We start from the raw sequence: 23,649 nt of genomic DNA, 5'->3' as shown, positions 1-23,649 counted from the left end.
GACTTAACGGCAGCCTTGCTTTTCCGCCCATTGCTCCTGGGCGGCGACGCGGCGCTGCACGCGTTCGACGAGGCCGGTCGAGAAGGTCCGCATGCTGACGCCGCGGCGCTTTGCCAGGATCGTTTGCGCGACGTCGGTGCGCGGGTTCGGCTGGCACGCCCAGTACAGCGTCATCAGCCAGCCGATGCCCGTCCACGCGAACAGCGCGTTGAACATCGCGATCGTCAGCTTGTCGTGCCGGCCGCGCCGGTCGGCAATGACGGCCGGCAGGAAATAGAGCGCGATCGCCGCGACTGAACCGGCCACTTGAATCAGGACTGCATCATGCATGGTGCTGCTCCGTCCGAACTGCAATGAGGCTGATTGTCGCGCTTTTTCCATTTGTGTGCCGGCAATTGATTGTTGCGCTTTTGGTGACGATCAGGCGGCTTCGGCGTCCGCCGGCTGCACGTCGTTGCTCAGCGCGAAACCTTCGTCGAGCCAGCCCGTCACGCCGCCGATCATCAGCTTGACCGGGCGGCCGAGGCGCGCCAGCTGGATCGCCGCGCGCGCGGCGCCGTTGCAGTGCGGCCCCACGCAGTAGACGACGAACAGCGTATCGGCCGGATAACCGGCGAGCTTGCTTTCGATGATCTTGCGGCGCGGCAGGTTGCGCGCGCCGGGCACGTGGCCGGCGGCGAACTGGTCGGGGCCGCGCACGTCGAGCAGCACGAAATCGGGCGTGCCGGACGCGAAGGCGTCGTGCACGTCCCAGCAATCGGTCTCGAAGCGCAGCGACGCCTCGAAATGCGCGAGGGCGGCGGCGCTGTCGGCGGCGGGGACGTCGGTGACATGGGACATGGTCGGGCTCTCCTGGTTGAGCGGGCACGGAACGCGCCGCAATGAAGGGCAGTATCGCGGTTCGGCGCGTTTCGCGGCAGTGGCGCGATCGACAAGTTCCGGTAACATCGCGCCATGCACAATCATCTCGTCGTCGCGCTCGCCTACGATCGCCTCTGCACGTTCGAATTCGGCTGCGTGGTCGAGCTGTTCGCGCTCGAGCGCCCTGAACTCGGCGTCGACTGGTATCGCTTCGCGGTATGCGCGAGCGAGCCGGGGCCCGTGCGCGCGGCGGGCGGCATTACCGTTGCCGCGCCTTACCGGCTCGCGACGCTCGATCGCGCGGACACCATCGTGATTCCGGGCTGGCGCGACCCGGACGAACTGCCGCCCGAGCCGTTGCTGAAGAAACTGCGGGCCGCGCATCGGCGCGGCGCGCGGCTTTGTTCGATCTGTTCGGGCGTGTTCGTGCTGGCGGCGGCCGGCGTGCTCGACGGCCTCACCGTGACGACGCACTGGCGGTATGCGGAACGTCTGCAGGCGCGTTATCCGGCGCTGCGCGTGAATCCCGATGCGCTGTACGTCGACGAAGGGCAGATCGTCACGTCGGCCGGCTCGGCGGCGGGGCTCGACATGCTGCTGCATCTGGTGCGCCGCGATCATGGCGGCGCGATCGCCAACCGCGTCGCGCAGCGCCTCGTGCTGCCGCCGCATCGCGACGGCGGACAGGCGCAGTTCGTGCCGCGTCCGGTCGCACCGGGCGGCACCGACCGGCTCGCGAAGCTGATCGACTGGATGCGCGCGCATGCGGCCGAGCCGCACACGCTGGCCTCGCTCGCCGCGCAGGCCGCGATGAGCACGCGCACGCTGCAGCGTCAGTTCGCGGATGCGACGGGGATGTCGCCGCTCGCGTGGCTGATCCGCGAACGCGTGAACGTCGCGAAGGACATGCTCGAAGCGCAGCCCGCGTTGCCGCTTGCGCAGGTCGCGGCGCGCGCAGGGTTCGGTTCCGAGGAATCGCTGCGCCGGCATTTCCGGCGCGTCGCGGCGACGAGCCCGGCCGCGTACCGGCGCGGGATGGATCGCGGCGGCACGTAGCGGGCGCGCTCGGTGCGGCCGCTCGTGCGCGACGATGAAAAGCACCACCGATGTGGCGAGGGCCACTCATACTAAAAGGGATTCCGATGACGATGCTGCCTTCCCGTTTGCCGTTGATCCAGGCGCCGATGGTCGGCTCGCTGAGCCCGCTCGCGATCGCCGTGTGCGAAGCCGGCGGGCTCGGTTCGCTCGCGTGCGCGGCGCTCGGCCCGCAGCAGTTGCGCGACGAGATCGCGGCGATCCGCGCGCGCACGGTCGCGCCGTTCAACGTGAATTTCTTCTGCCACGCGCCGCCCGCGCCCGATGCCGAGGTCGATGCGCGCTGGCGCGCGGCGCTCGCCGGCTACTACGCGGAAGCCGGGCTCGACCCGGCCGACGTGAAAGGCGGCCCCGGCCGCGCGCCGTTCGACGATGCGATGTGCGCGGTCGTCGAGGAACTGCGGCCGGCCGTCGTGAGCTTCCACTTCGGACTGCCGGACGACACGCTGCTCGACCGTGTGCGCCGCACGGGCGCGCAGGTGGTGTCGTCCGCGACGACCGTCGAGGAGGCGCGCTGGCTCGATGCGCGCGGCGTCGACGCGATCGTCGCGCAGGGGGCGGAGGCCGGCGGCCATCGCGGGATGTTCCTGACCGACGATATCCACGCGTAGCCGGGCCTGTTCGCGTTGCTGCCGCAGATCGTCGATGCCGTACGCGCGCCGGTAATCGCGGCCGGTGCGATCGCCGACGGGCGCGGCATCGCGGCCGCGTTCGCGCTCGGCGCGAGCGCGGTGCAGATCGGCACCGGCTATTTGCTGACGCCGCAGGCCGGTCGTTCGGCCCAGCATCGTGCGGCCGTGCGCGCCGCCCGCGACGACGGTACGCGCATCACCAACCTGTACACGGGCCGCCCCGCGCGCGGGCTGCTGACGCGCTTCATGCGGGAACAGGGGCCGATGAGTGCGCTCGCGCCCGCGTTTCCGCTCGCGACGGCCGCGGTCGATCCGCTGCGCGGCGCGTTCGAGCGGCAGGGCCGCGACGATTTCTCGCTGCTGTGGTCGGGCGAGGCCGCGGCGCTCGCGCGCGAAGAGGATGCGGGTGAGCTCACGCGACGCCTGTGGCGCGACGCGCTCGCCTGCGCGGCCGGGCTGCGCGACGCGTTTCCGAACGCTGTCTGAACGGCCAAGCGGGGCGCCGGCAGGGGAGCATCGGCGTATGATCTGGGTTTTCGTCAGCCCGATCCAGGCACCCCACCATGACTTCCGTCGACACTACCCCCGTCCTCGACCATGACAAGCTCGTTACCTTCATCGAGCGCAAGTGGAACGATGAAATCCTCCATGCGCTGACCGACTACATCGCGATCCCCGCGAAGAGCCCCGCATTCGACCCCGACTGGGCGAAGCGCGGCTATCTCGAACGCGTCGTCACCGACGCCGCGCAGTGGGCCGAGCGGCAACCCGTGAAGGGCCTGAAGCTCGAAATCGTGCGCCTGCCGGGCCGCACGCCGGTGATCTTCTTCGAGTCGCCGGCCACGCGCTCGGGCAGCACCGACACGATCCTGCTGTATGGCCACCTCGACAAGCAGCCCGAATTCGACGGCTGGCGCGCGGACCTCGGCCCGTGGACGCCGAAGTTCGAGAACGGCAAGCTGTATGGTCGCGGCGGCGCGGACGACGGCTATGCGATCTACGCGAGCCTCGCGGCGCTCGGCGCGCTCGACGAGCAGGGCATCGAGCGGCCGCGCTGCGTCGGCCTGATCGAGACCTGCGAGGAGTCGGGCAGCTACGACCTGCTGCCTTACGTCGACGCGTTGCGCGACCGGCTCGGCCAGGTATCGCTGGTGGTGTGCCTCGATTCGGGCGCGGGCAACTACGACCAGATGTGGCTCACCACGTCGCTGCGCGGCCTCGTGTCCGGCGACCTGCAGGTCGAGGTGCTGGAAGAAGGTATCCACTCGGGCGTGTACGGCGGCATCGCGCCGTCGAGCTTCCGCGTGATGCGCCAGTTGTTCGAACGCCTCGAGGACGCGAAGAACGGCAATCTGCTGCCGGGCGCGTTCCATTGCGAGATTCCGTCGAGCCGCGTGCGCGAAGCCGAGGCCGCCGCCGCGATTCTCGGCGACACGGTATGGAAGGGGCTGCCCTGGGCGTGCGGCCAGGACGGCAAGCCCGTGCTGCCGACCACGACCGACCCGCGCGAGGCGCTGCTGAATTCGACGTGGCGTCCGTCGTTGTCGGTCACCGGCGCGGCCGGCATGCCGGCGCTCGCCGATGCGGGCAACGTGCTGCGTCCGCGTACCGCGTTCAAGCTGTCGCTGCGGCTGCCGCCGCTCGTCGACGCCGCGCAGGCGGTGCAGCAGCTGAAGGAATTGCTCGAACTCGATCCGCCGTACAACGCGAAGGTCACGTTCAAGCCGGACGCCGGCGCCGCGACGGGCTGGAGCGCGCCGGATCTCGCGCCGTGGCTCGCGTCGTCGCTCGACGCCGCATCGCGCCGCCACTTCGGCGCCGACTGCGCGTACATGGGCCTCGGCGGCACGATCCCGCTGATGAACGTGCTTCAGGAAGGCTTTCCCGCCGCGCAATTCATGGTGTGCGGCGTGCTCGGGCCGAAGTCGAACGCGCACGGCCCGAACGAGTTCCTGCACGTGCCGTACGCGAAGAAGCTCACGGCGGCGGTGGCCGACGTGATCGCGACCGCGCGCTGATCGTCGCAGCATCGGACGTACCGATTGCCCGACCCGAACCGACTGGATGGAGTGTTGCCGATGACCGCACTGCCGACGCCCGATACCGCACCGCTGCGCATGCGCGCCGAACCGCTGCATGCGTTCGTCGCGGCACTCTGGGAACGGGCCGGCAGTAACCCGCGCGAAGCGACGCTCGTCGCCGATCACCTGGTCGGCGCGAATCTCGCGGGCCACGATTCGCACGGGATCGGGATGATCCCGAATTACGTCGCGTCGTGGCGGGAAGGGCAGTTGCAGCTGAACGGGCACGCGTCGATCGTGCGCGACGGCGGCGCGGTGCTGACGATCGACGGCGGGCGCGGCTTCGGCCAGGTGATCGCGTTCGAGGCGATGGTCGAAGGGATCAAGCGCGCGCGGCGCATGGGCATCTGCGCGATCGGGCTGCGCGACGTCCATCACCTCGGCCGCATCGGGCACTGGGCCGAGCAGTGCGCGCACGCGGGGCTCGTGTCGTTCCATTTCGTCAACGTGCCGGGCGACCTGCTGGTCGCGCCGTTGCACGGCACCGATCCGCGTTTCGGCACGAACCCGTTCTGCGCCGCGTATCCGCGGGCCGGCAAGCCGCCGCTGCTGCTCGATTTCGCGACGAGCGCGATCGCGTACGGCAAGACGCGGGTCGCGTACAACCAGGGCAAGCGCGTGCCGGCCGGGTCGCTGATCGACCATCGCGGCGAGCCGACCGACGATCCGGCCGTGATGCACGAGCAGCCGTTCGGCGCGTTGCTGCCGTTCGGGCTGCACAAGGGGTATGCGCTCGCGGCGATGTGCGAGATCTTCGGCGGCGCGCTGGTGGGCGGGCATACGACCTACGGCGATACGCTGCAGAAGACGAGCGCGATCGTCAACGGGATGCTGTCGGTGCTGATCGATCCGAAAGCGTTCGACGCGGCCGACGCCGAACGCGAAGCCGATGCGTTCGTCGCGTGGGCGAAGGCATCGCCGCAGGCCGGCGATACCCCGGTGCAGGTGCCCGGCGAACCGGAAGAGGCGAGCCGTGCCGCGCGCGGCACGTCGGGTATTCCGGTCGACCGTGCGACGTGGCGGCAGATTCGCGAGAGCGCAGCGGCCGTCGGTTTCGACGCGGCCGAGCTCGATGCGTGGACGCGGCGCTGCGAGGCATCCGCATGAGCTGGCAGGCGGAGAAGGCGCACGGCGAGGAAATCGCGTATCAGCTTGCGCCGCTGGGTACGGTCGCCGTTGCACGGTTCTTCAGCGGCGCGGCGTTGCGGCTCGACGGCGTGATGTTCGGCTTCATGTCGCGCGGGTCGCTGTTCCTGCGGGTCGACGATGTGAACCGGCCGGCGTTCGTCGCGGCCGGGATGGGGCCGTTCTCGTATGCGCGGCCCACGCGCACCGTCTCGCTCGAGGGCTATTACGAAACGCCGGCCGACGTGCTCGAGGACGCGGGTGCGCTGTTCGACTGGTGTCGCAGCGCGTATCGCGCGGCGCTGCTGGCCGGGCCGCCGAAGCGCAAGGCGAGGGCGGCGTCGAAGACGGTATCCGGGGCGGGGCCGAAAGCCGCGCCGAAAACTGCAGTGAAGGCTGCGCCGAAACCGGCGACGAAGCCTGCAACAAAACCGGCAACGAAACCCGCGTCGGCCCAGAAAACGAAGCAGGCGGCGAAATCCACATCGAAACCGGCGTCGGCGCAGAAACCGAAACCGGCATCGAAATCATCGCCCGCGCCGGCACGGAAACCCGCGGCGAAGCGCAAACAGGCGTAGTCCCCATCACGAGGAGCGACGATCTCGCGATTTTCGCTTTCCTTACTTTCCGACTCGCCTGTCGCTCCCGACCCGCACGCTGCGCGGCCGACTCGCGCGCACGATCCGGCGCCCGAACGCATCGAGCTTGACGCCCCGCACGTCCTGCATGCTTCACAACCGCGCCGCCGGCGTTTATGATCGGCGCGGGTTGCGCCCGTGCCTCGCGCGACCCGCGCCGGCCTCGCCGCCGGCCCCGCGAACGGCGCACCGGACGCCGCGCGGCACGCTTCCCCACTCATCATTCCAGACGGAGACAGCCGATGCTCGTCCTGATTCTCGGTTTAGCGATCTTCCTCGGTGTGCACTCGATCCGGATCGTCGCCGACGGCTGGCGGTCCGCGACGATCGAGCGGATCGGCGAGAAGGGCTGGAAGGGCGGTTACGCGATCGCGTCGATCGTCGGCTTCGTGCTGATCGTCTGGGGGTACGGGGTCGCCCGTGCGGGCGCGACGCTGCTGTGGGTGTCGCCGGTCGGCGTGCGCCACCTGACGGGCATGCTGACCGCGGTCGCGTTCGTGCTGATCGCCGCGTCGTACGTGCCGCGCAACCGGATCAAGACGCTCGTCGGGCATCCGATGCTGGCCGGCACGATGGTCTGGGCGGTCGCGCACCTGCTCGTGAACGGTACCGTGCACGCGGTCGTGCTGTTCGGTGCGTTTTTCGTGTGGTCGATCGTCGATTTCGTCGTGTCGCGTGCTAGGGATCGCCGCGACGGTGTCCGCTATCCGGCCGGCGGGCTGGCCGGCGACATCGCAACCGTTGCGGCTGGCCTCGTCGCGTGGGCCGTGTTCGCGCGGTTCCTGCACGGCCCGCTGATCGGCGTGCGGCCGTTCGGCTGAACGGAACGCGCACGCCGGTCGGCCTGCCGCCGGTCAACGACCCTTCGCGCCGGCGGCCTGCCCGAACGACGGCTGCCTGCGCCGCAGAAAGTACGCCGCGACGATCGCGAGCGCCGTCAGGACCGTGAACCAGAACTGGAAGCGCGAATCCGGGTTGAACGCCTGCGACCCCAGCACGGCCACCAGCGCCAGCAGCGCGACCCAGTTCGACACCGGATAGAACCACGCGCGGAACGCCGTCGGGTCGCGTTGCTCGTGCTTCGTCTGCCGACGCATCGCGAAATGCGCGACGATGATGAAGATCCACACGATCATCACGAACGCGCCGCTGCTCTTCGCGAGCATCAGGAACAGATCGCCGCCGCTCACGAAGTGAATGCCCAGGATCGACACGCAGATGGCGAGGCACAGCACGAGCGCGTTCATCGGCACGCCCTTCGCGTTGGTGCGGCCGAACATCGCCGGCGCGTGGCCGCGCTGGCTCAGCGAGAACAGCATGCGCGAGTTCGAGAACAGGAACGAGTTCATCACCGACATGAACGACACGAACAGCACGATCTTCATCGCGACGGCGGCGCCCGTGAAGCCCGCCATGCCGAACAGCGACACGTACGGCGATTTCAGGTTGACCTTGTCGGTCCACGGCATGCACAGGATCAGGATCGACACCGAGCCGACGTAGAACACCATCACGCGCACGATCACGCTCTTGATCGCGCGGATCACGTTCCTGCTCGGGTTTTCCGATTCGCCCGCGGCTACCGCCGCGATCTCGCTGCCGCCGAGCGAGAAGATCACGACCATCACGCCGGCGAGCACGGGCGAGATGCCGTTCGGCATGAAGCCGCCGTGATCGGTCAGGTTCACGAGCCCCGGAGCGGGAATGCGCGGCTGGAAGCCGAGCAGGATCGACGCGCCGAGCGCCATGAACACGATGATCGTCGCGACCTTCGCGAACGACAGCCAGTATTCGGCTTCGCCGAACGAGCGCACCGAGTACGCGTTGCTCGCGATCAGCGTGACCAGCATGAATAGCGCGCCGCCCCAGACCGGCAGCCACGGCAGGAAATCGTGGAGGATCGCGCCGAGCAGGATCGCTTCGACGGTGATCGTCATCATCGACTTGAACCAGTACAGCCAGCCGACCGCGAAGCCGGCCCATTCGCCGAGGTAGCTGCTCGCGTACGTGGAGAACGAGCCGCTGTCGGGATTGCGGGACGCCATTTCGCCGAGCATGAACATGACCAGCGTGACGATCACGCCGCCGATCAGGTACGACAGGATTGCCGCGGGGCCGGCCGTTGCGATGATCGCGCCGGAGCCGACGAATAGGCCCGCGCCGATCACGCCGCCGAGCGCGATCATCGTGATGTGCCGTTGCTTGAGGCTCTGCCTCAACGTGTTGTCCTGCATCTCCTACCTCTAGTTATTGTTGGCCGGGAACGTATCGGGCGGCACGGCGGCAGGCGTTCCGCCGCCGCGGGGGCGCCGATGTCGAGGGAGCGTGTGCGACGCGATGTGCGGGCCGCCGGCGGTGAGTCGGGATGGCGGCTACGGTGTGCCGATCGGTGCCCGCGAGAGGGCGATGATCGCGACAACCCGGATTGTGGTCGGACGTGGCCGCGACGGCAAACGAGATATGCGAAAGACGTCTTGCGGTTTGCTCATCAATTGCCGCGGTCGCGGCAGGATGAGCGTGGGTTCAGATCGGTTTGACGAACAACCCGATGGTCAGCAGCGCGCCGATGCAGACGATCGCGATGCGCAGCACGCGTTCGTTCACGCGATGCAGCGCCCACGCGCCGAGCAGGCCGCCGACGATTGCGCCGCCGCCGAGCGCGATCGCCTCACGCCAGTGCAGGTGCGGCGAGGTGACGAACAGCACGACCGCCGACGCGTTCATCACGCCCGCGAGCGCGTTCTTGGTCGACATCGCGTGACGCGGCGGCAGGCCGGCCATCGTCAGTGCGGCCATCATCAGGAACCCGATGCCGCCGCCGAAGTAGCCGCCGTAGATCGCGATCAGGAACTGCGAGACCCCGGCCGCGACCGGGCCGAGATGTTGCGCGCCGGCACCCGGCTTGCGGAAGAAACTGCCCCACGCGAACACGATCGTCGCGAACAGCACGAGCCACGGCACCAGATGCGAGAAGATCGACGACGGCGTTTTCAGCAGCAGCAGGCCGCCGAGCGCGCCGCCGGCCACGCTGATCGCGAACAGTGCGCGAAACGGCAGCCTGCCCACGCCGCTCACCATGTTGCGGCTCGCCCAGCCCGTCGTCACCTGGCCGGGGAACAGGGCGACCGTCGACGTGATGTTGGCCGCGAGCGGCGACATCCCCGACACGATCAGTGCGGGCAGCGTGACGAACGAACCGCCGCCCGCGAGGGCGTTCTGGAGGCCGGCCCACAGGCCGGCGATGATGATGAGAGCGAGCATTGGTGCGCAACGGAAGAGGTGGGGGAGCCCGCTTGCCGGACGAGCGCAGGCATGACGGTCGCACGATGGTAATGCAGGATCGCGGCCGCCGGAAGCCGGTGCGCACGCGGGTGCGTGACGTCACGCGTCCGGTTGGGCACCTTTGGCCGGTGCGGCGTCGTCGTGGTCGTCGTCGACATTCGGATAGACGATCGTGCCGTCGTCCCGGACCACCGCGCCGGCGGTCAGGCGCGCGAGCTCCACGCGGTTGCGGCCCATGATGTGCAGCACCGTTTCGCCGCGCGCGATCAGGTAGTCGGACACGATACGCCGGTGGCAGCGCCACCACACGGCTTCCGAACACATGATCGCGCAGCGCTGCTCGTGCCCCTGGGCGATCAGTTGGTCGAGGCCCGCATGAAACGCCGGCGACAGCGCGTAATCCGCGTAGCGGTGAAAGCTGCGGTTGGTCCAGAAATCGTTGACGTCGTCGGGTACGCCGTGCGACTTGCCGCGCAGGCCGCCGAGTTCGGCGATGTGTTCGTACGCGATGTCGGCGGCGGCGAGCGCATCGGGCAGCGTCGCTTCGTTGAATTGCGGGTTGGTGCGCGAACGCGTCATCTTGCGGATATCCGCGAGCAACGTGATCTCGACCGCGTCGAGCAGGTCGACGAATTCGTCGAGCGTGCGGTTCGAATGGCCGATCGTATAGAACGGGAGCGTCATGCGCCGTCCTTGCCGGCGATGCGTTCGAGTACGCGGCCGCGATGCGCGGCGACGTGGTCGGTCCGGTCGCTCTTGATCTCGTACTGCGGATCGTCGGGCGACGCGCGATGGCGATGCCCCTTGTAGTCGAAGTCGGCGGTATGGATCGCGATGATCGTGCCGGTCACGTAGCCGGCTTCGGAATTCCAGCGGACGTGGTCGCCTAGCTTGAATCGCGTGGTCATGCTGGGCTGGCTCCTTGGGGCGATGCGGGGTGGTCGGCCCTAGCGGCTTTGGCAGTGCGCGCCGGGAAGCCGGCCGCGAGGGAGAACGTGCATACATTCATTATCGGCCGCGACCGCACACGGTAAAGACACGGACGGTGGCGGGGCGACCCGGTGCTGCATGCGCAATTGGCGTGCCTTTCATTTCAATGACGACACGGGCGCCGATCCTCCCGCTTGCCCGCATGAAATTGCCATGCTAGTTTTTCATGAAATTTCTCGGCGTAATTTTCACGGGAGTCCGCATGTTCGTGCAGTCCGACCGTCACGTCGCCAGCTACTACGCCGGCACCTACCCGGCGCCGATCCCGCTTCGGCCGACGCTGGACGAGCGCGTCGACGCTGACGTGCTGGTCGTCGGCGCGGGCTTCAGCGGGCTGCATACGGCGCTGCGACTCGCGCTGGCCGGCAAGCGCGTCGTCATGCTCGAGGCGAGCCGCGTCGCGTGGGCCGCATCGGGCCGCAACGGTGGACAGGCGCTGCTCGGCTGGTCGTGCGACATGCAGCCGCTCGAGGATGCGCTTGGCCGCGACGGCGCGCGCCTGCTGTGGGACAGCATGCGCTGGGCGGCGGCCGAAGTGCGCGAACTGCCGGCGCGGCACGGTTTCGACATCGACTACCGGCCCGGCAGCCTGTGGGCCGCGGTGCGCCCGCGGCGCGTCGCGATGCTGGCGCACGCGCGCGACGAGGCGGCCGAACGCTGGGGCTATGATCGGCTGCGCATGATCGAGCGCGACGAGATGCCCGAATGGATCGGCGGCACGCGCTATCTCGCGGCGCTTCACGATCCGGAGGCCGGCCACCTGAACCCGTTGAAGCTCGCGCTCGGCCTCGCACGGACGATCGAGCGCGCGGGCGGCCGCATCTTCGAACAGAGCCGCGTGCTCGACTGGCGCGAGACGGCCAGCGGCTACGTCGCCCGCACGGCGCGTGGCGAAGTGCGCGCGGACGTGCTGGTGCTCGCCTGCAATGCATACGTCGACCGGCTCGACCGCGATCTCGCGCGCCGGCTGCTGCCGGTCGGCACATATCAGGTCGCCACCGCGCCGCTCGCGGCCGACGTCGCGCGTGCGCTGCTGCCGCGCAACAGTTGCGTGATCGACAACCAGTTCGTGCCCGACTACTTTCGCCTGAGCCCCGACAACCGGCTGCTGTTCGGCGGCGGCTGCACGTATCTCGGCGGCATCCCGGCCGATATCGCGGCGGCGACGCGCCCGCACCTCGAACGCGTGTTTCCGCAACTGGCCGGCGTACCGCTCGATTACGCGTGGGGCGGTCACATCGACATCAGCATGCGCCGCACGCCGGACATCGGCCGCCGCGGGCAGCGCTTCTGGCTGCAGGGCTTTTCGGGGCATGGCGTGCTGCCGACGCTCGCCGGCGCGCGTGCGGTGGCCGACGCCGTGCTCGGCGACGCACGCCTGCTCGCGCAGTACCAGCGCATCCGCAACCCGCGCTTCCCCGGCGGCGACCGGCTGGCCGCGCCGCTCGAAGCGATCGGCAAGGCCTGGTACCGTCTGCGCGATACCGTCTGATTACATCGGAATCCATCACATCATGAATGAACAGGAAGAGATAGAAAGTCTGGCGATCCTGATCCGTGACCTGCGCAAGCATCGCAAGGTGACGCTGAACGATCTTGCCGAACGGATCGGCCGCTCGGTCGGCTTTCTGTCGCAGGTCGAACGCGGGCTGTCGCGCCCGACGGTCGCGGATCTCACCGCGATCGGCGAGGCGCTCGGCGTGCCGACCACGTATTTCTACAGCCTCAGCAAGCCGCGCAGCGTGCCGTGGGTCACGCGGCCCGACGAGCGGCGCACCGTGTATTACGCGGCCGGCATTACCGACATCCTCGTGTCACCGAACATGCATTCGCGCTTCTCGATCCTCGAAAGCCATCTCGGGCCGGGCGCCAGCAGCGGCGAGCGGCCGGTCGACGACAGCGACGAGCAGGGCGGCTTCGTGCTCGAAGGAGAACTGACGATCTGGATCGACGGCGACGACACGCCGGTCACGCTCGGCCCGAACGATGCATTCCAGCTTCCCGCGCACAAGCGGTTCCGTTACGCGAACCTGACTGACGCGCCGACGCGCGTGATCTGGGTATTCACCTGAATTGAGTGGTCGGCGGGGCGGGCTGGAGTGCTGGTCGCCTCGTCACGTAGCCTTTTTGCACTACTGAGCGACATGCGGCATGCGTTGCCCCGTGCGTCGCATGAATCCGGTTCGCCGCGCCGCGGCACCGCCATACAAGACATGGAAAGGATGAGACATGGCTGACGTCGTTTCCGCGCTGGTCAGTGAAGTCCGCGCATTCCGGCAGGCGCACCCCGAGATCCGTTATGTCGACCTGATCTGCCTCGACCTGCCCGGGCACTTCTACGGCAAGCGCTATCCGATCGATGCGCTCGAAAAGGTCGCGGCGGGTTCGCTGCTGAAGCTGCCGCAGAACTGCATCCTGCTCGGCACGCAGGGCGGGCTCTACAAGATCGGCGACTACTGTTTCAACGACGGCGACCCGGACGCCGTGCGCCGGCTGATTCCCGGCACGCTGAAGCCGGTGACCTGGGAGAAGCAGCCGCTCGGCCAGATGCTGATCACGACCGACGGCACCGATTCGCCGGTCGAGTTCGAGCCGCGCGAGGTGCTCGCGCGGGTGCTGAAGCGGCTCGCGCGGCGCGGCATCCGGCCGGTCGTCGCGTTCGAGCTCGAGTTCTACCTGTTCGACGCACAGCTCGAGGAGGGGATGCCGAAGTATCCGCGCGACCGCCTGTCCGACGATCGCGACGATCAGCCGAACATGCATATCGAGCGGCTGTCGCGTTTCTCCGACGTGCTGCACGAGATGGTCGACGTCGCGTGCGCGCAAGGGATCGATGCGACCGTGATCACGGCCGAGCTCGGGCCCGGCCAGTTCGAGATCAATTTCGGCCATTGCGATGACGGGCTGCGCGCGGCCGACTGGTCGGCGATGTTCTGCCGCAGCACGCGCGGCGTCGCGCTGCAGCACGGCTATCGCGCGAGCTTCATGGGCAAGCCGTACCTGCATGCGCCGGGCAGCGGGATGCACGTGCACGTGAGCCTGTACGACGATGCCGGGAACAACCTGCTCGCGGCGGACGGACAGCGGCCGCTGCGGCATGCGGTGGCCGGCTGCCTCGCGCTGCTGCCGCATTGCATGCCCGTGTTCGCGCCGAATCACAATGCGTTTCGCCGTTACGGATCGATGGTGAACGCGGCGAGTCGCGCAAGCTGGGGTTTCGAGGATCGCGACGCGTGCATCCGCATTCCCGAGTCGGATGCGCGCAACCTGCGGATCGAGCATCGGCTCGCGAGCGCCGATGCGAATCCGTACCTGGTGCTCGCGGCAATTCTGTCGGGGATGGAGCACGGGCTCGATGCCAAGAGCGAACCGATCGCGCCGCTCAACGACGATCGCGGCAGCGGCATCGATTTTCCGAAGGAGATGCTGTCGGCGGTCGCCGCGATGCAGGATCATCGGGCCGTGCGCGAAGGGCTCGGCAGCGAGTTCGTGATGGTGTATTGCGAGAACAAGCGGCAGGAGGAGCTGGATTTTCGCAACGAGATCGGCGCGCGGGAGTATCGGTGGTTTCTGTGATTGCCGCGCGTGTCGAAGATGCCGGTCAGGGAAGTGCGCGCCAGTAGCGCACTTCCTCGATCGGCGTACCGTCGATCTCGAAGGTCTTGATGTCGTCTTCGGCGACGAAACCTTCGCGTTCGTAGAACATCCTCGCTCGACGGTTTTTGGCGAGCACCCACAGCGACACCCACGCATGACCCGCGTCGTGCAGCGCTCGGCATGCATGGTCGACCAGCCGCGCGCCGATCCCTTGCCCGCAATGCGACGGGTGCAGATAGATCGCTTCGATTTCGCCCCACGCATCGTCCTTGTCGGCGTCGCGCGTCGGGCCGTACGCGATCCAGCCGGTCGGTGCGTGGTTCGCGAAGGCGAGCGCGACGTGCGGTCGTCCCGCGTCGAGCGTCTCGCGCCACGCGGCCGTGCGTTTTTCGACCGACAGGTCGGCGAGGAACGGCGCCGGCATGATGTCCATGTAGGTGGCTTGCCACGACGCGACGTGAATGCTGGCGATGGCCGGTGCATCGGCGGAGGTGGCCGCGCGGATGTCGATCGTCGTCGTGTTCGGTGCCATGCGTTCCCCGTGTGATCGGTTGCCGTCTGCCGCGCGGCTGTCCGCCGGATTCATGCCGCCGGATCGAGACTGCCGTCGATGGCGAAACGGTAGTGGATGTCCACGTGCGATGCGTCGCCCGGTGCATCGGTTTTCTTCAACACGAACTCGAACGCGGGTTCGAACCAGCCGTCGCGTGCGATTTCTCCGCCGAGGATCTCGACGTCGTACCAGCCGTTGTCGACTTCAATGACGGGCCGGCCCGGTTCGCGATAGCGCGCAAGCAGCGCATTCACCGTGTCGTCGGTGAAACGTTCGAGAATGCGCCACGTGTAGAGCATCACCGCACGATGCTCGACGCGCAATACGTATCCGCCGCGCCGATGTTGCACGCGACTGCCTGCTTTCAGCAATTCGGGCGTGTCGTCGTCCAGCGTGAAGATGACCGTATACGGATGATTCTCGATGCCGGCCAGCGGAATGACGATGCCTTCCAGTGCCGCGTGGTCGCCGCTGTCGCCGGTCGTGAATGCCGATGCGACGTCGTCCGGCAGCCCGTGTTCGTCCTTGTACCGTTTCAGCAGCAGAAGATCGCCGACGAGAAAGTAGTCGATCAGATCGTTGAGGACTTCGGAGAATTCATGCCGCATCGTCGTTCCTTTCGAACAGCGTGCCGTGCCGCGACATGCTTCGCGGCACGGCACGCGTGGCGACCTTACTCGCCGAGCTTCGACGTCACGCAGCCAGTGCTCGAGCATTCGCGCTCGCGTTCGCGCAGGAACGACAGCCGCGACTGCGTCATGTCGTTCGCGCACTGGATATCGACGAGGTAGCTGCTGCCGCGCGTTTCGCTGCACTGCGCGTCGCGCTGTTTCAGCCACGCGAGCTGGCCGGCCTTCAGCGTCGCCTGCTGGTCGCCGCTCAGTTGCTTGCGCAGCCGGCCGTATTCGTCGTTGAGATCGCGATCGGATTGCGAGAACTGCGTGCTCGTGCAATACACCTGGTCGAACGCGCTGCGCGGCTTTCCGCAACCGGCCGCGTGCGCGGCGAACGGAACGGCGAGCGCGAGCAACGCGCAGGATGCGAGCAGATTCTTTTTCTTCATGGTGAGGCTCCTGGCTGGGTGAAAACCGTTGAATCCGAAGGGAAATGCCGTCGTTATTTGGGCGTCGTACACGCGTCGATGCCGCTTGCGATTGCGGCGGACACGCGCTGGATCGTCTCGCGCCGTGCGAACCGCGCTTCTTCGTCCGGATTGACGATTACGCCGGCTTCGACCAGCACGGCCGGAATCGGCGCGGTGCGCAGCACGACGAGATCGTCGAAGCGGTGGATGCCGAGTTGCGGGTCGATCAGCGGGCGATTCTCGCCGCGGATCGGCTGCGCGTGATACAGCGACGGCCGTTCGCCGGCCGCGACCAGCCGCTCGGCGATCGCCTTCGCGCAACGCAGGCTCTCCGCATAGTGCGGATTGCGCTCCGACACGAATACCGAGAAGCCGCGGAATTCGCGCTGCCGGCCCGCGTCGATGAACTGCTGCTGCATCGAGTCGTGATGGATCGACACGAACAGGTTCGCGTCGGGCGCCTGCGTCGAGCGCTGATCGAGCTTGATCTCGCGGCCGTCCGCCGACGTGCGCAGCACGCGGTCGCCGTGCGCGGCGAGTTTGTCGGCGACCGCGCCGGACAGATCGAGGTTGTACAGGTATTCGACGCGGCCGCTCGCACCGGTGGAGCCCGGATGCGCCGGCGTATGGCCGGTGTCGACGACGATGTAGCGTCCGGACGCGGGCTCGGCAGCGGTCGTGGTGGCGATGTCGGCCGCGTGCAGCGCCGGCGGCGCACCGAGCAGCGGGGCGCACGCGAGCACGCGCGCGGCGGCGCGCACGAGCGGAAGGCGTCGGAGGATTCGGTTCGTCATTGTTGTTGTCGAGAAGGGCGTACGGCACGTCGCACGGCGCGCCACCGTCGGCCTGCTCAATGCAGTCGGAATGTCGCGCGATTATAGCGGGTGGCGGCGACGCCGCAATGACGCGCGACGGCTGTCAGGCGAGCACGCGGTGCGCCGCACGCATGCCCCAGTACGACGCTTCCTCGAACAGCGACAACCCGGACAGGTCGGCATGCGCGAATACGACGGGGCCATCGGCATCGCGCAGTGCGAGCAGCCCCGGCCGGCTCAGGAAGCCGACGTCGGGCGTGGCCATCGCATGGCCGCGCACGGTGATCTCGAGCGCGGTCGCATGCTTCCACAGCTCGCGTCCGTACACGGCCTGCAGGTCGAGCGCCGCCTGCTCGCGCAATGCGTCGGGCTTCGCCTGCGCGAGCCAGCGGCGCGTATCGTCCGGCGTTTGCGTGCTCAATGCCTGATACGCGGAGAACACCGAGCGCGTCGGCGGCGACATCCGGATCAACTGATGCGTCGACACGACGTAGCCAAGCCCCGCGCCGTCGTAGACGACGTTGTCCCACGCGAGCGGTACGCCCGCTTCCTCGGCCGGCATGCCATCGAGCAGGAAGTTGGATACGAGCCACGGCGCGCGCGGCGGCAAGTCGCGTGCGGGTTCGAAACCGTACGCGGCAAGCTGCGGAAACACGCGCGCCGCGACAAACAGCGGCATCGCGCACACGACCCGGCGCGCCTTCAGCGTGAACGTCGACAGCGTGCCGTCATGGCCGACGCGTGCGCACAGCACGTCGACGCCGCCTGCGCGTTCGGTCGCGCGCACCGCGAAGCCATCGCGTGACCACGCGTTCGAGCCGGTGCGCGCGGTGATCGAATCGCTCAGCTTCGTCACCATCGTGTGCAGCCCGTCGGGCCAGGTCAGCACCGCGCCGTCACTCGCATCGCCCGCATGACCGCCGCGCGACGAGAAGTAGTGCAGGCCGGCCCAGGCGGAGACATGCTCGTAACCGGCGCCGTAATCGTCGCGGCAGCAGTAGTTCAGATACCAGTGCAGCGCCTTCGCGGTATAGCCTTCGTCGAGCAGCCACCGGCGGAACGAGCGCCGGTCGAGTGCGCGCCAGCGTGGGTCGCGCGACGATTCCGCGATCGGGATGCAGAACACCTTGCGGCCGTCGGCGCCGCGCGCGGTGCGCAGCTCGTCCGTGTACGCGAAGAAGCGCGCCTGCTGCGCGAGCGCGTCGGCGTCGAGGCCGGTGGCCGGCACGATGCCATCCTGCCACTGCCCGCCGATGAACAGGCGCTCGTCCGGTGCGTGGACGAGTGCGCGTTCGTCGTACACGGGGCGCACGGAGAACGGCGCGGATTCGATTATGCCAAGATCGGCGAGCATGTCGCGCAGATGGGCGGATTCGAGCGACGGCAGCGGCAGATAGTGCGCGCCCTTCGGATAGCCGAGGTCGCCGAAGCGCCCGCCGGCCGCGTTGCCGCCGAATTCGGGGCCGGCGAGCACCGTGAAGCGCGTATGGCCCGCGCGCGCGAGCTGCCATGCGCACGACAGCCCGGCCGCGCCGGCGCCGAGGATCGCGACATCCGTCTCGATCGTGCCGGACGGCGCGGGCAGCGCGGCATGGTCGCGCAGCGCATGGCCTTCGCGCATGCCGGGGTAGCCGACCTGCGGCGTCGTCTCGATCCAGCCGGTGCGACCGCAGGCGGCGAGCGACGCGGCCGCCGACGCGACGAGGAACGTGCGGCGATCCATCAGCGCAGCACGTGCTTCCAGTCGTCGTCGAAGCGGCGCACGAGCGGCTGGTCGTTGAGTTCGTTCGGCGACATCGACAGCGCCGGCATGTCGGCCGGGAAGTGGAACATCTCGGCGGCCGTTTGCGCATCGAGCCAGCGCGTCGGCACCGAGTAATGCGTCGGCACCGTGAAGTCGCGGCGCTTGCCGGCGATCACGAAGCCCCAGTCGCCGAACGACGGCACGTAGCAGTGGTATGGCCACGTGTTGAGCCCGGCTTCGTGCAGCGTCGCGATGATGGTCCAGTACGCGTGCGGCGCGAAATACGGCGACGTCGACTGGATCACCGTGTAACCGTTCTCCGACAGGTGGCGCGCCAGCAGCCGGAACACCGGCACCGAATACAGGCGGCCGAGCCCGAAGTTGGTCGGATCGGGGAAATCGACGACGATCGCGTCGTACACGTCGGCATTCGATTCGAGCCAGCGCACCGCGTCGTCGTTGATCACGTGCACGCGCGGGTCCTTCAGCGCGCCCTGGTTCAGCTTGACGAGCGGTGCCGACGTCGAGAACAGCTTCGTCATCGCCGGATCGAGATCGACGAGCGTGATCTGCTCGAGGTTGCGGTGCTTGAGCAGTTCGCGCACCGCGAGGCCGTCGCCGCCGCCCAGCACGAGAACGCGCTTCGCCCACGGCAGTGCCTCGATCGCCGGATGGATCAGCGCCTCGTGATAGCGGTGCTCGTCGCGCGACGAGAATTGCAGGTTGCCGTTCAGGTACAGCCGCATGTCGTCGTGCCACTGCGTGAGCACGATGCGCTGGTACGGCGTCGTTTCCGAGTAGATCGTCTCGTCGCCGTACACGCCGTGTTCGGCCCAGTGCGTGATGCGATCCGACAGCGCGAACCCGGCGACCAGCAGCCCGATCACGAGCGACGCACGCATCAGCTTGCCGCGCACGTTGCGGATCTCGTCGCGGAACAGGTGGGTCGTCCACAATGCGACGAATGCATTCAGGAGACCGAACAGGAAGCTCGTACGCAGCAGGCCGAGGCGCGGCGCGAGCACCAGCGGGAAGATCAGCGACACGGCGAGCGAGCCGAGATAGTCGAAGGTCAGCACCTCGCTGACGGTATGGCGGAACGCCTGGCGCCGCTGCTGGAACGCGCGCATCACGAGCGGGATTTCCATCCCGATCAGCAGGCCGAGCGCGAGCACCAGTGCGTAGAGCGCCGCGCGAAACGGCGCGGCAAGCCATGCAAACACCACGAACAGGAGCGCTGCCGACACGCCGCCGAGCAGGCCGACGAGCAGCTCGATGTCGACGAAGCGGTCGAGCACGTCGTCGTCCTCGACGAACTTCGCGAGCCACGAACCGATCCCCATCGCGAACAGGTAGCAGCCGATCACCGACGAGAACTGCAGGATCGAGTCGCCGAGCAGATAGCTCGACAGCGCGCTGCTGATCAGTTCGTAGCCGAGCCCGCACGATGCGAGCACGAGAATCGACAGGACGAGCGCACGCTTATGCAGCATCGCGCATCCGTTGTGCAGTGTTCGGCAATGTGGATATACTGGCGCGGATTTTCGTCTGGCGGCCCCGTGCGGGCCGGCCGGCGACGGGGCGGCGAACCGAGCACAAAATCCGAGGAAAAGAATGAATAGTGCCTATCTTTATGCGGTTCATTTACTGTCGGCGTTCGTGCTGCTTCTCGTGTTCGCGGCAGTGTACCTGAAGGTCACCCCGTTCGACGAACTGGCGCTGATCCGCGACGGCAACGCGGCCGCGACGCTGTCGTTCGGCGGCGCATTGATCGGTTTCTGCCTGACGCTCGCATCCAGCATCGCGCACAACTCGACGCTCGGCGAAGTCGTGATCTGGGCCGTCGGCGCGATGATCGTGCAACTGATCACCTATGCGGTGCTGACGCGCGTGATGCCCGGCATGAATCATGCGATCGAGGATCGCAACGTCGCGATGGGCGGCCTGATGGGCACCGCGTCGCTCGTCGTCGGCATCATCAATGCCGCCTGCCTGACCTGACGCGCCACGCGTTTCGAGGAGACCGACATGAGTCTGGGTTCATTCATCCGCAAGCAGTTCATCGACGTCCTGCAATGGACGGAAGACACCGACGGCGTGCTGGCCTGGCGCTATCCGATGGAAGACCAGGAAATCCAGTACGGCGGCAAGCTGACCGTGCGCGAAACCCAGGTCGCGATCTTCGTCAACGAGGGCAAGGTCGCCGACGTGTTCCAGCCGGGGCTCTATACGCTGGAAACGCGCACGCTGCCGGTACTCACGAACCTGAAGAACTGGGACAAATTCTTTCAGTCGCCTTTCAAGTCCGACGTCTACTTCTTCAGCACGCGGCTGCAGCTGGGCCGGCGCTGGGGCACCGCGCAGCCGGTGACGATCCGCGACCGCGAATTCGGCTTCGTGCAACTGCGTGCGTTCGGTATCTATTCGTATCGGATCGTCGATGCGGCTGCGTTCCACCGCGAGGTGAGCGGCACGCGCGCGGCATACACGGTCGACGATCTCGAGCAGCAACTGCGCAATCTGGTCGTCACCGCGATGAGCACGACGTTCGGCTCGGCCGACGTGCCGTTCGTCGACATGGCCGCGAACCAGTCGCTGCTGTCGCAGCGCGTCGCCGAGGCATTGGTGCCGGTGTTCACGCGTTACGGGCTGGCGCTCGACGCGTTCGCGGTCGAGAGCGTGTCGCTGCCGGCCGAGCTGCAAAAGGCGCTCGACCTGCGGATCGGTGCCGGGATGGCCGGCGATCTCGCGCGGGCCACGCAATACCAGACCGCGCAGGCGATTCCACTCGCCGCGCAGAACCCGGGCGGCATCGCCGGGGTCGGCGCGGGGCTCGCCGCGGGTGCAGCGATCGGGCAGGCGATGGCCGGCCAGATCGCGGGCGCCGCGCAACCGGCGCAGGCTGCGCCGCCCGCGCCCGTTGCCGCGCCGGTGGCCGCCGCAGCGGCCGAGAGCACCGATTACGTGCAGCGGCTCGAGCAGCTGAAGGCACTGTTCGACAAGGGCCTCGTGACCGAAGACGAATATTCGCGCGCGAAGGCCGAGATCCTCGCGAAGCTCACCCGGTAAGCGGCACGCATGTTCCGTACCTCGTGCCCTCAGTGCGGCGCGCCGGTCGAGTTTCGCTCGGCCGCGGCGGTGATGGCCGTCTGCGCGTTTTGCCGTAGTACGTTGCTCAAGCGCGGCGCCGAGGTCGAGCGCATCGGCGAACTGGCGACAGTACTCGACGATGCGTCGCCGATCCAGATCGGCACGACCGGGCGCTACGGCAAGCGCGCGTTCACGGTGCTCGGCCGCATCCAGATGACCTACGACGCCGGCGCGTGGAGCGAGTGGTACGTCGTGTTCGACGACGGCGCGTTCGGCTGGCTGTCGGATGCGTCGGGCCAGTACGCGATCACGGTGCGCGAACCCGACGATGCGTCGGGTACCGCGTGGCCGGCATTCGATACGCTCGAACCGGGCATGCGGATCGACCACCGCGGCCGCGCGTATCTGGTGTCGGACGTGCGTACCGCGCGCTGCACGGGCGGCGACGGCGAGCTGCCGTTTCGCGTCGATGCCGGCTGGGAGGCGCGCGTTGCCGACCTGCGCACGGGCAATGCATTCGCGACCTACGACTATTCCGACGCCGGCTCGAACGGCGGCAGCCCGGCAGTCTATGCGGGCGAGGCGCTGGAATTCGACGCGCTCGCGTTCACGGGGCTGCGCGATATCGAAAACGACACGCGCGACAAGCGCGGCGCGGAGCTGGTGCCGTTCGCGTGCCCGAGCTGCGGCGCGCCGCTGTCGTATGCGCCCAACGTGGCCGACTACGTCGTGTGCGGCAGTTGCCACGCGGGCGTGCAGTGCACGGCCGAGCAGCAGACCGTGTTCGCGGCCCAGCGCAAGCTCGAAGCGGTGAAGGGCGCGCTCGAACTCGGCGCGATCGGCACGTTCGACGGCGTGAAGTACACGGTGATCGGCATGATGCGCTGCCGCGTGCCGGGCGACGACGAGACATGGGACGAATACCTGCTGCTGAACCCGAAGCGCGGCTTCCTGTGGCTCGTGCAGAGCGAAGGGCGCTGGGAACGCGTGCAGGTGCTCGACCACTGGCCGACGATCGGCAGCGAATCCGGCAACGTGACCGACGGCGGCAAGACCTACCGGCTGCGCGAGGAATACGAATCGGAGGTCGTCTACGTGGTCGGGGCATTCAACTGGCGCGTGCAGGCGGGCGATCGCACGTCGATCATCGACTACGGCTGGCAGAAGGACAAGCTGACGCGCGAGCGCAGTGACGCGGAGATCGTCTGGTCGCGTGCGCGACCGCTGTCGGGCGGCGCGCTCGCCGAACGCTTCGGCACGCCGGCGCTGGCCGCGGCCACGACGGCCGCCACGGGCGCGACCGAATCGATGGGTCTGTTCGGCAGCAAGGGGCCGCACAGTTTCGCGCCGCTGCCGTTCATGTTCAGCGCGTTGCTCGTGATCTTCAACCTCGGTTCGCTGTTCTCGTTCACCGGCCGCTCCGTCTACGTGCTGGTCGGTCTGCTGGTGCTGTGGCTGCCGGAATGGCTGTGGAAGCGGTTTGCGTCGGACGGGGGCAACGCGTGATCCGGTACATCCTCTACGGCGTCTACGGCCTGATCGTCGTCACGCTGTTCAGCTGCGCATCGATCGGCGGCAGCGGTTCGGGCGGCGGCGGGTGGGGCAGTTCGTCGGCGCGCAGCGGCTACTCGTCGTACGGGTCGCACAAATGACCGCGCGCGACGGGATCGCGCCGCCGTGCGCGACGCTCGGCTCGCACGTGCTGGCCGACCTGGCGGGCATCGATGCGGCGCTGCTGCGCGACGCCGCGCGGCTCGAAGCGATCCTCACCGATGCGGCGCAACGGGCCGGTGCGCGCGTGATCGGCGCGCACTTCCATCATTTCGGCGGCGAGCATGGCGTGACGGGGGTCGTGCTGCTGGCGGAGTCGCACATCACGATCCATACGTGGCCCGAGCATCGCTTCGCGGCCGTCGATGCGTTCATGTGCGGCGCGGCGCGCGCGGCCGATGCGGTCGATGCGATCGCCGCGGCGCTCGGCACGCACGCGCAGGTTCGGCAGCAGGTGGCGCGCGGCAGTGCGCTGGCCTGAGCCAGGATGCCGCGTGCCGTGCATCGGCCA

25 protein-coding genes and 1 pseudogene are annotated in these 23,649 nt (G+C 68.1%); 14 read left to right on the top strand and 12 right to left on the bottom strand.

Annotated elements, in window-relative coordinates:
- Window positions 1-3: 3 nt before the first annotated feature.
- Both SY91_RS23105 and SY91_RS23100 read right to left on the bottom strand, forming a co-directional pair.
- A complete protein-coding gene (locus tag SY91_RS23105) occupies window positions 4-330 on the bottom strand; it encodes a superinfection immunity protein (RefSeq protein WP_006480800.1) in 327 nt (108 codons plus the stop codon).
- A 90-nt stretch (window positions 331-420) separates the two neighbouring features.
- Window positions 421-840 (bottom strand): rhodanese-like domain-containing protein, encoded by a 420-nt coding sequence (locus SY91_RS23100; RefSeq protein ID WP_023476034.1) that lies wholly within the window; start codon window positions 838-840, stop codon window positions 421-423.
- 114 nt (window positions 841-954) lie between these two features.
- Here SY91_RS23100 and ftrA point away from each other — a divergent pair, with 114 nt between their 5' ends.
- The 6 genes and pseudogenes from ftrA to SY91_RS23070 all read left to right on the top strand — a co-directional run bounded on the left by ftrA (window position 955) and on the right by SY91_RS23070 (window position 7,253).
- Window positions 955-1,917 carry a transcriptional regulator FtrA gene (gene ftrA, locus SY91_RS23095; RefSeq protein ID WP_006480801.1) on the top strand — a complete coding sequence of 321 codons (963 nt, stop codon included), beginning with the start codon at window positions 955-957 and terminating at the stop codon, window positions 1,915-1,917.
- Window positions 1,918-2,003: 86 nt separating this feature from the next.
- Window positions 2,004-3,074, top strand: a pseudogene (locus tag SY91_RS23090) (NAD(P)H-dependent flavin oxidoreductase).
- Window positions 3,075-3,151: 77 nt separating this feature from the next.
- Complete coding sequence (locus SY91_RS23085; protein ID WP_006480804.1) at window positions 3,152-4,606, top strand: M20 family metallopeptidase; 1,455 nt, start codon at window positions 3,152-3,154, stop codon at window positions 4,604-4,606.
- Window positions 4,607-4,666: 60 nt separating this feature from the next.
- Window positions 4,667-5,776, top strand: a complete 1,110-nt coding sequence (locus SY91_RS23080; protein ID WP_023476035.1) for a malate/lactate/ureidoglycolate dehydrogenase — start codon at window positions 4,667-4,669, stop codon at window positions 5,774-5,776.
- Window positions 5,773-6,372, top strand: a complete 600-nt coding sequence (locus SY91_RS23075; RefSeq protein ID WP_043887460.1) for a TfoX/Sxy family protein — start codon at window positions 5,773-5,775, stop codon at window positions 6,370-6,372. Before SY91_RS23080 ends, SY91_RS23075 begins: the two co-directional genes overlap by 4 nt.
- A 302-nt stretch (window positions 6,373-6,674) precedes the next feature.
- A complete protein-coding gene (locus SY91_RS23070; protein WP_023476037.1) occupies window positions 6,675-7,253 on the top strand; it encodes an NnrU family protein in 579 nt (192 codons plus the stop codon).
- A gap of 33 nt (window positions 7,254-7,286) precedes the next feature.
- Here SY91_RS23070 and SY91_RS23065 read toward each other — a convergent pair whose 3' ends face one another.
- The 4 genes from SY91_RS23065 to SY91_RS23050 all read right to left on the bottom strand — a co-directional run bounded on the left by SY91_RS23065 (window position 7,287) and on the right by SY91_RS23050 (window position 10,622).
- The gene (locus SY91_RS23065; protein ID WP_006480808.1) at window positions 7,287-8,666 is read right to left on the bottom strand and encodes an amino acid permease; all 1,380 of its coding nucleotides are present in this window, start codon (window positions 8,664-8,666) and stop codon (window positions 7,287-7,289) included.
- A 289-nt stretch (window positions 8,667-8,955) separates the two neighbouring features.
- Window positions 8,956-9,693, bottom strand: coding sequence for a sulfite exporter TauE/SafE family protein (locus tag SY91_RS23060; RefSeq protein WP_006480809.1), 738 nt, complete (start codon window positions 9,691-9,693; stop codon window positions 8,956-8,958).
- Between the two features lie 120 nt (window positions 9,694-9,813).
- Window positions 9,814-10,398: a DUF488 family protein gene (locus tag SY91_RS23055; protein ID WP_006480810.1), complete on the bottom strand. Its 585-nt coding sequence runs from the start codon at window positions 10,396-10,398 to the stop codon at window positions 9,814-9,816.
- The gene (locus tag SY91_RS23050) at window positions 10,395-10,622 is read right to left on the bottom strand and encodes a DUF2945 domain-containing protein (RefSeq protein WP_023476038.1); all 228 of its coding nucleotides are present in this window, start codon (window positions 10,620-10,622) and stop codon (window positions 10,395-10,397) included. Before SY91_RS23050 ends, SY91_RS23055 begins: the two co-directional genes overlap by 4 nt.
- A gap of 284 nt (window positions 10,623-10,906) precedes the next feature.
- Here SY91_RS23050 and SY91_RS23045 point away from each other — a divergent pair, with 284 nt between their 5' ends.
- From SY91_RS23045 to SY91_RS23035, 3 genes are all read left to right on the top strand, one after another.
- Window positions 10,907-12,196, top strand: a complete 1,290-nt coding sequence (locus tag SY91_RS23045; RefSeq protein WP_023476039.1) for an NAD(P)/FAD-dependent oxidoreductase — start codon at window positions 10,907-10,909, stop codon at window positions 12,194-12,196.
- Between the two features lie 22 nt (window positions 12,197-12,218).
- Window positions 12,219-12,776 (top strand): helix-turn-helix domain-containing protein, encoded by a 558-nt coding sequence (locus tag SY91_RS23040; RefSeq protein WP_023476040.1) that lies wholly within the window; start codon window positions 12,219-12,221, stop codon window positions 12,774-12,776.
- Window positions 12,777-12,933: 157 nt separating this feature from the next.
- Complete coding sequence (locus SY91_RS23035) at window positions 12,934-14,280, top strand: glutamine synthetase family protein (protein WP_023476041.1); 1,347 nt, start codon at window positions 12,934-12,936, stop codon at window positions 14,278-14,280.
- A gap of 25 nt (window positions 14,281-14,305) precedes the next feature.
- On the opposite strand, the gene SY91_RS23030 is transcribed toward SY91_RS23035, so the two are convergent.
- The 6 genes from SY91_RS23030 to SY91_RS23005 all read right to left on the bottom strand — a co-directional run bounded on the left by SY91_RS23030 (window position 14,306) and on the right by SY91_RS23005 (window position 19,990).
- The gene (locus SY91_RS23030; protein ID WP_043887452.1) at window positions 14,306-14,833 is read right to left on the bottom strand and encodes a GNAT family N-acetyltransferase; all 528 of its coding nucleotides are present in this window, start codon (window positions 14,831-14,833) and stop codon (window positions 14,306-14,308) included.
- A gap of 50 nt (window positions 14,834-14,883) precedes the next feature.
- Entirely contained in the window at window positions 14,884-15,462 is a 579-nt protein-coding gene (locus SY91_RS23025) for a hypothetical protein (RefSeq protein ID WP_023476043.1), read from the bottom strand.
- A gap of 65 nt (window positions 15,463-15,527) precedes the next feature.
- Window positions 15,528-15,917, bottom strand: a complete 390-nt coding sequence (locus tag SY91_RS23020; RefSeq protein WP_006480817.1) for a lysozyme inhibitor LprI family protein — start codon at window positions 15,915-15,917, stop codon at window positions 15,528-15,530.
- A 53-nt stretch (window positions 15,918-15,970) separates the two neighbouring features.
- Window positions 15,971-16,732, bottom strand: coding sequence for an N-acetylmuramoyl-L-alanine amidase (locus SY91_RS23015; RefSeq protein WP_023476044.1), 762 nt, complete (start codon window positions 16,730-16,732; stop codon window positions 15,971-15,973).
- Between the two features lie 124 nt (window positions 16,733-16,856).
- Entirely contained in the window at window positions 16,857-18,476 is a 1,620-nt protein-coding gene (locus SY91_RS23010; RefSeq protein WP_023476045.1) for an NAD(P)/FAD-dependent oxidoreductase, read from the bottom strand.
- On the bottom strand, window positions 18,476-19,990 hold the full coding sequence (locus SY91_RS23005) for a polyamine aminopropyltransferase (protein WP_011547260.1): 1,515 nt from the start codon (window positions 19,988-19,990) through the stop codon (window positions 18,476-18,478). Before SY91_RS23005 ends, SY91_RS23010 begins: the two co-directional genes overlap by 1 nt.
- A 121-nt stretch (window positions 19,991-20,111) precedes the next feature.
- Here SY91_RS23005 and SY91_RS23000 point away from each other — a divergent pair, with 121 nt between their 5' ends.
- The 5 genes from SY91_RS23000 to speD are packed head-to-tail and all read left to right on the top strand — an operon-like array spanning window position 20,112 to window position 23,619.
- On the top strand, window positions 20,112-20,498 hold the full coding sequence (locus SY91_RS23000; protein WP_006480820.1) for a DUF350 domain-containing protein: 387 nt from the start codon (window positions 20,112-20,114) through the stop codon (window positions 20,496-20,498).
- A gap of 27 nt (window positions 20,499-20,525) precedes the next feature.
- On the top strand, window positions 20,526-21,566 hold the full coding sequence (locus SY91_RS22995) for an SPFH domain-containing protein (protein WP_006480821.1): 1,041 nt from the start codon (window positions 20,526-20,528) through the stop codon (window positions 21,564-21,566).
- Between the two features lie 9 nt (window positions 21,567-21,575).
- Window positions 21,576-23,093: a DUF4178 domain-containing protein gene (locus SY91_RS22990; RefSeq protein ID WP_023476046.1), complete on the top strand. Its 1,518-nt coding sequence runs from the start codon at window positions 21,576-21,578 to the stop codon at window positions 23,091-23,093.
- On the top strand, window positions 23,090-23,239 hold the full coding sequence (locus tag SY91_RS22985) for a hypothetical protein (RefSeq protein ID WP_153489189.1): 150 nt from the start codon (window positions 23,090-23,092) through the stop codon (window positions 23,237-23,239). Before SY91_RS22990 ends, SY91_RS22985 begins: the two co-directional genes overlap by 4 nt.
- A complete protein-coding gene (speD, locus tag SY91_RS22980; RefSeq protein ID WP_012339664.1) occupies window positions 23,236-23,619 on the top strand; it encodes an adenosylmethionine decarboxylase in 384 nt (127 codons plus the stop codon). Before SY91_RS22985 ends, speD begins: the two co-directional genes overlap by 4 nt.
- Window positions 23,620-23,649: the final 30 nt, after the last annotated feature.

The sequence above is a fragment of the Burkholderia cenocepacia genome, from assembly GCF_014211915.1.
In the GTDB taxonomy this organism is placed as follows: domain Bacteria; phylum Pseudomonadota; class Gammaproteobacteria; order Burkholderiales; family Burkholderiaceae; genus Burkholderia; species Burkholderia orbicola.
The sequence above is the reverse complement of the archived record's forward strand: the minus strand, read 5'-3'. Positions and strand labels throughout refer to the sequence as shown.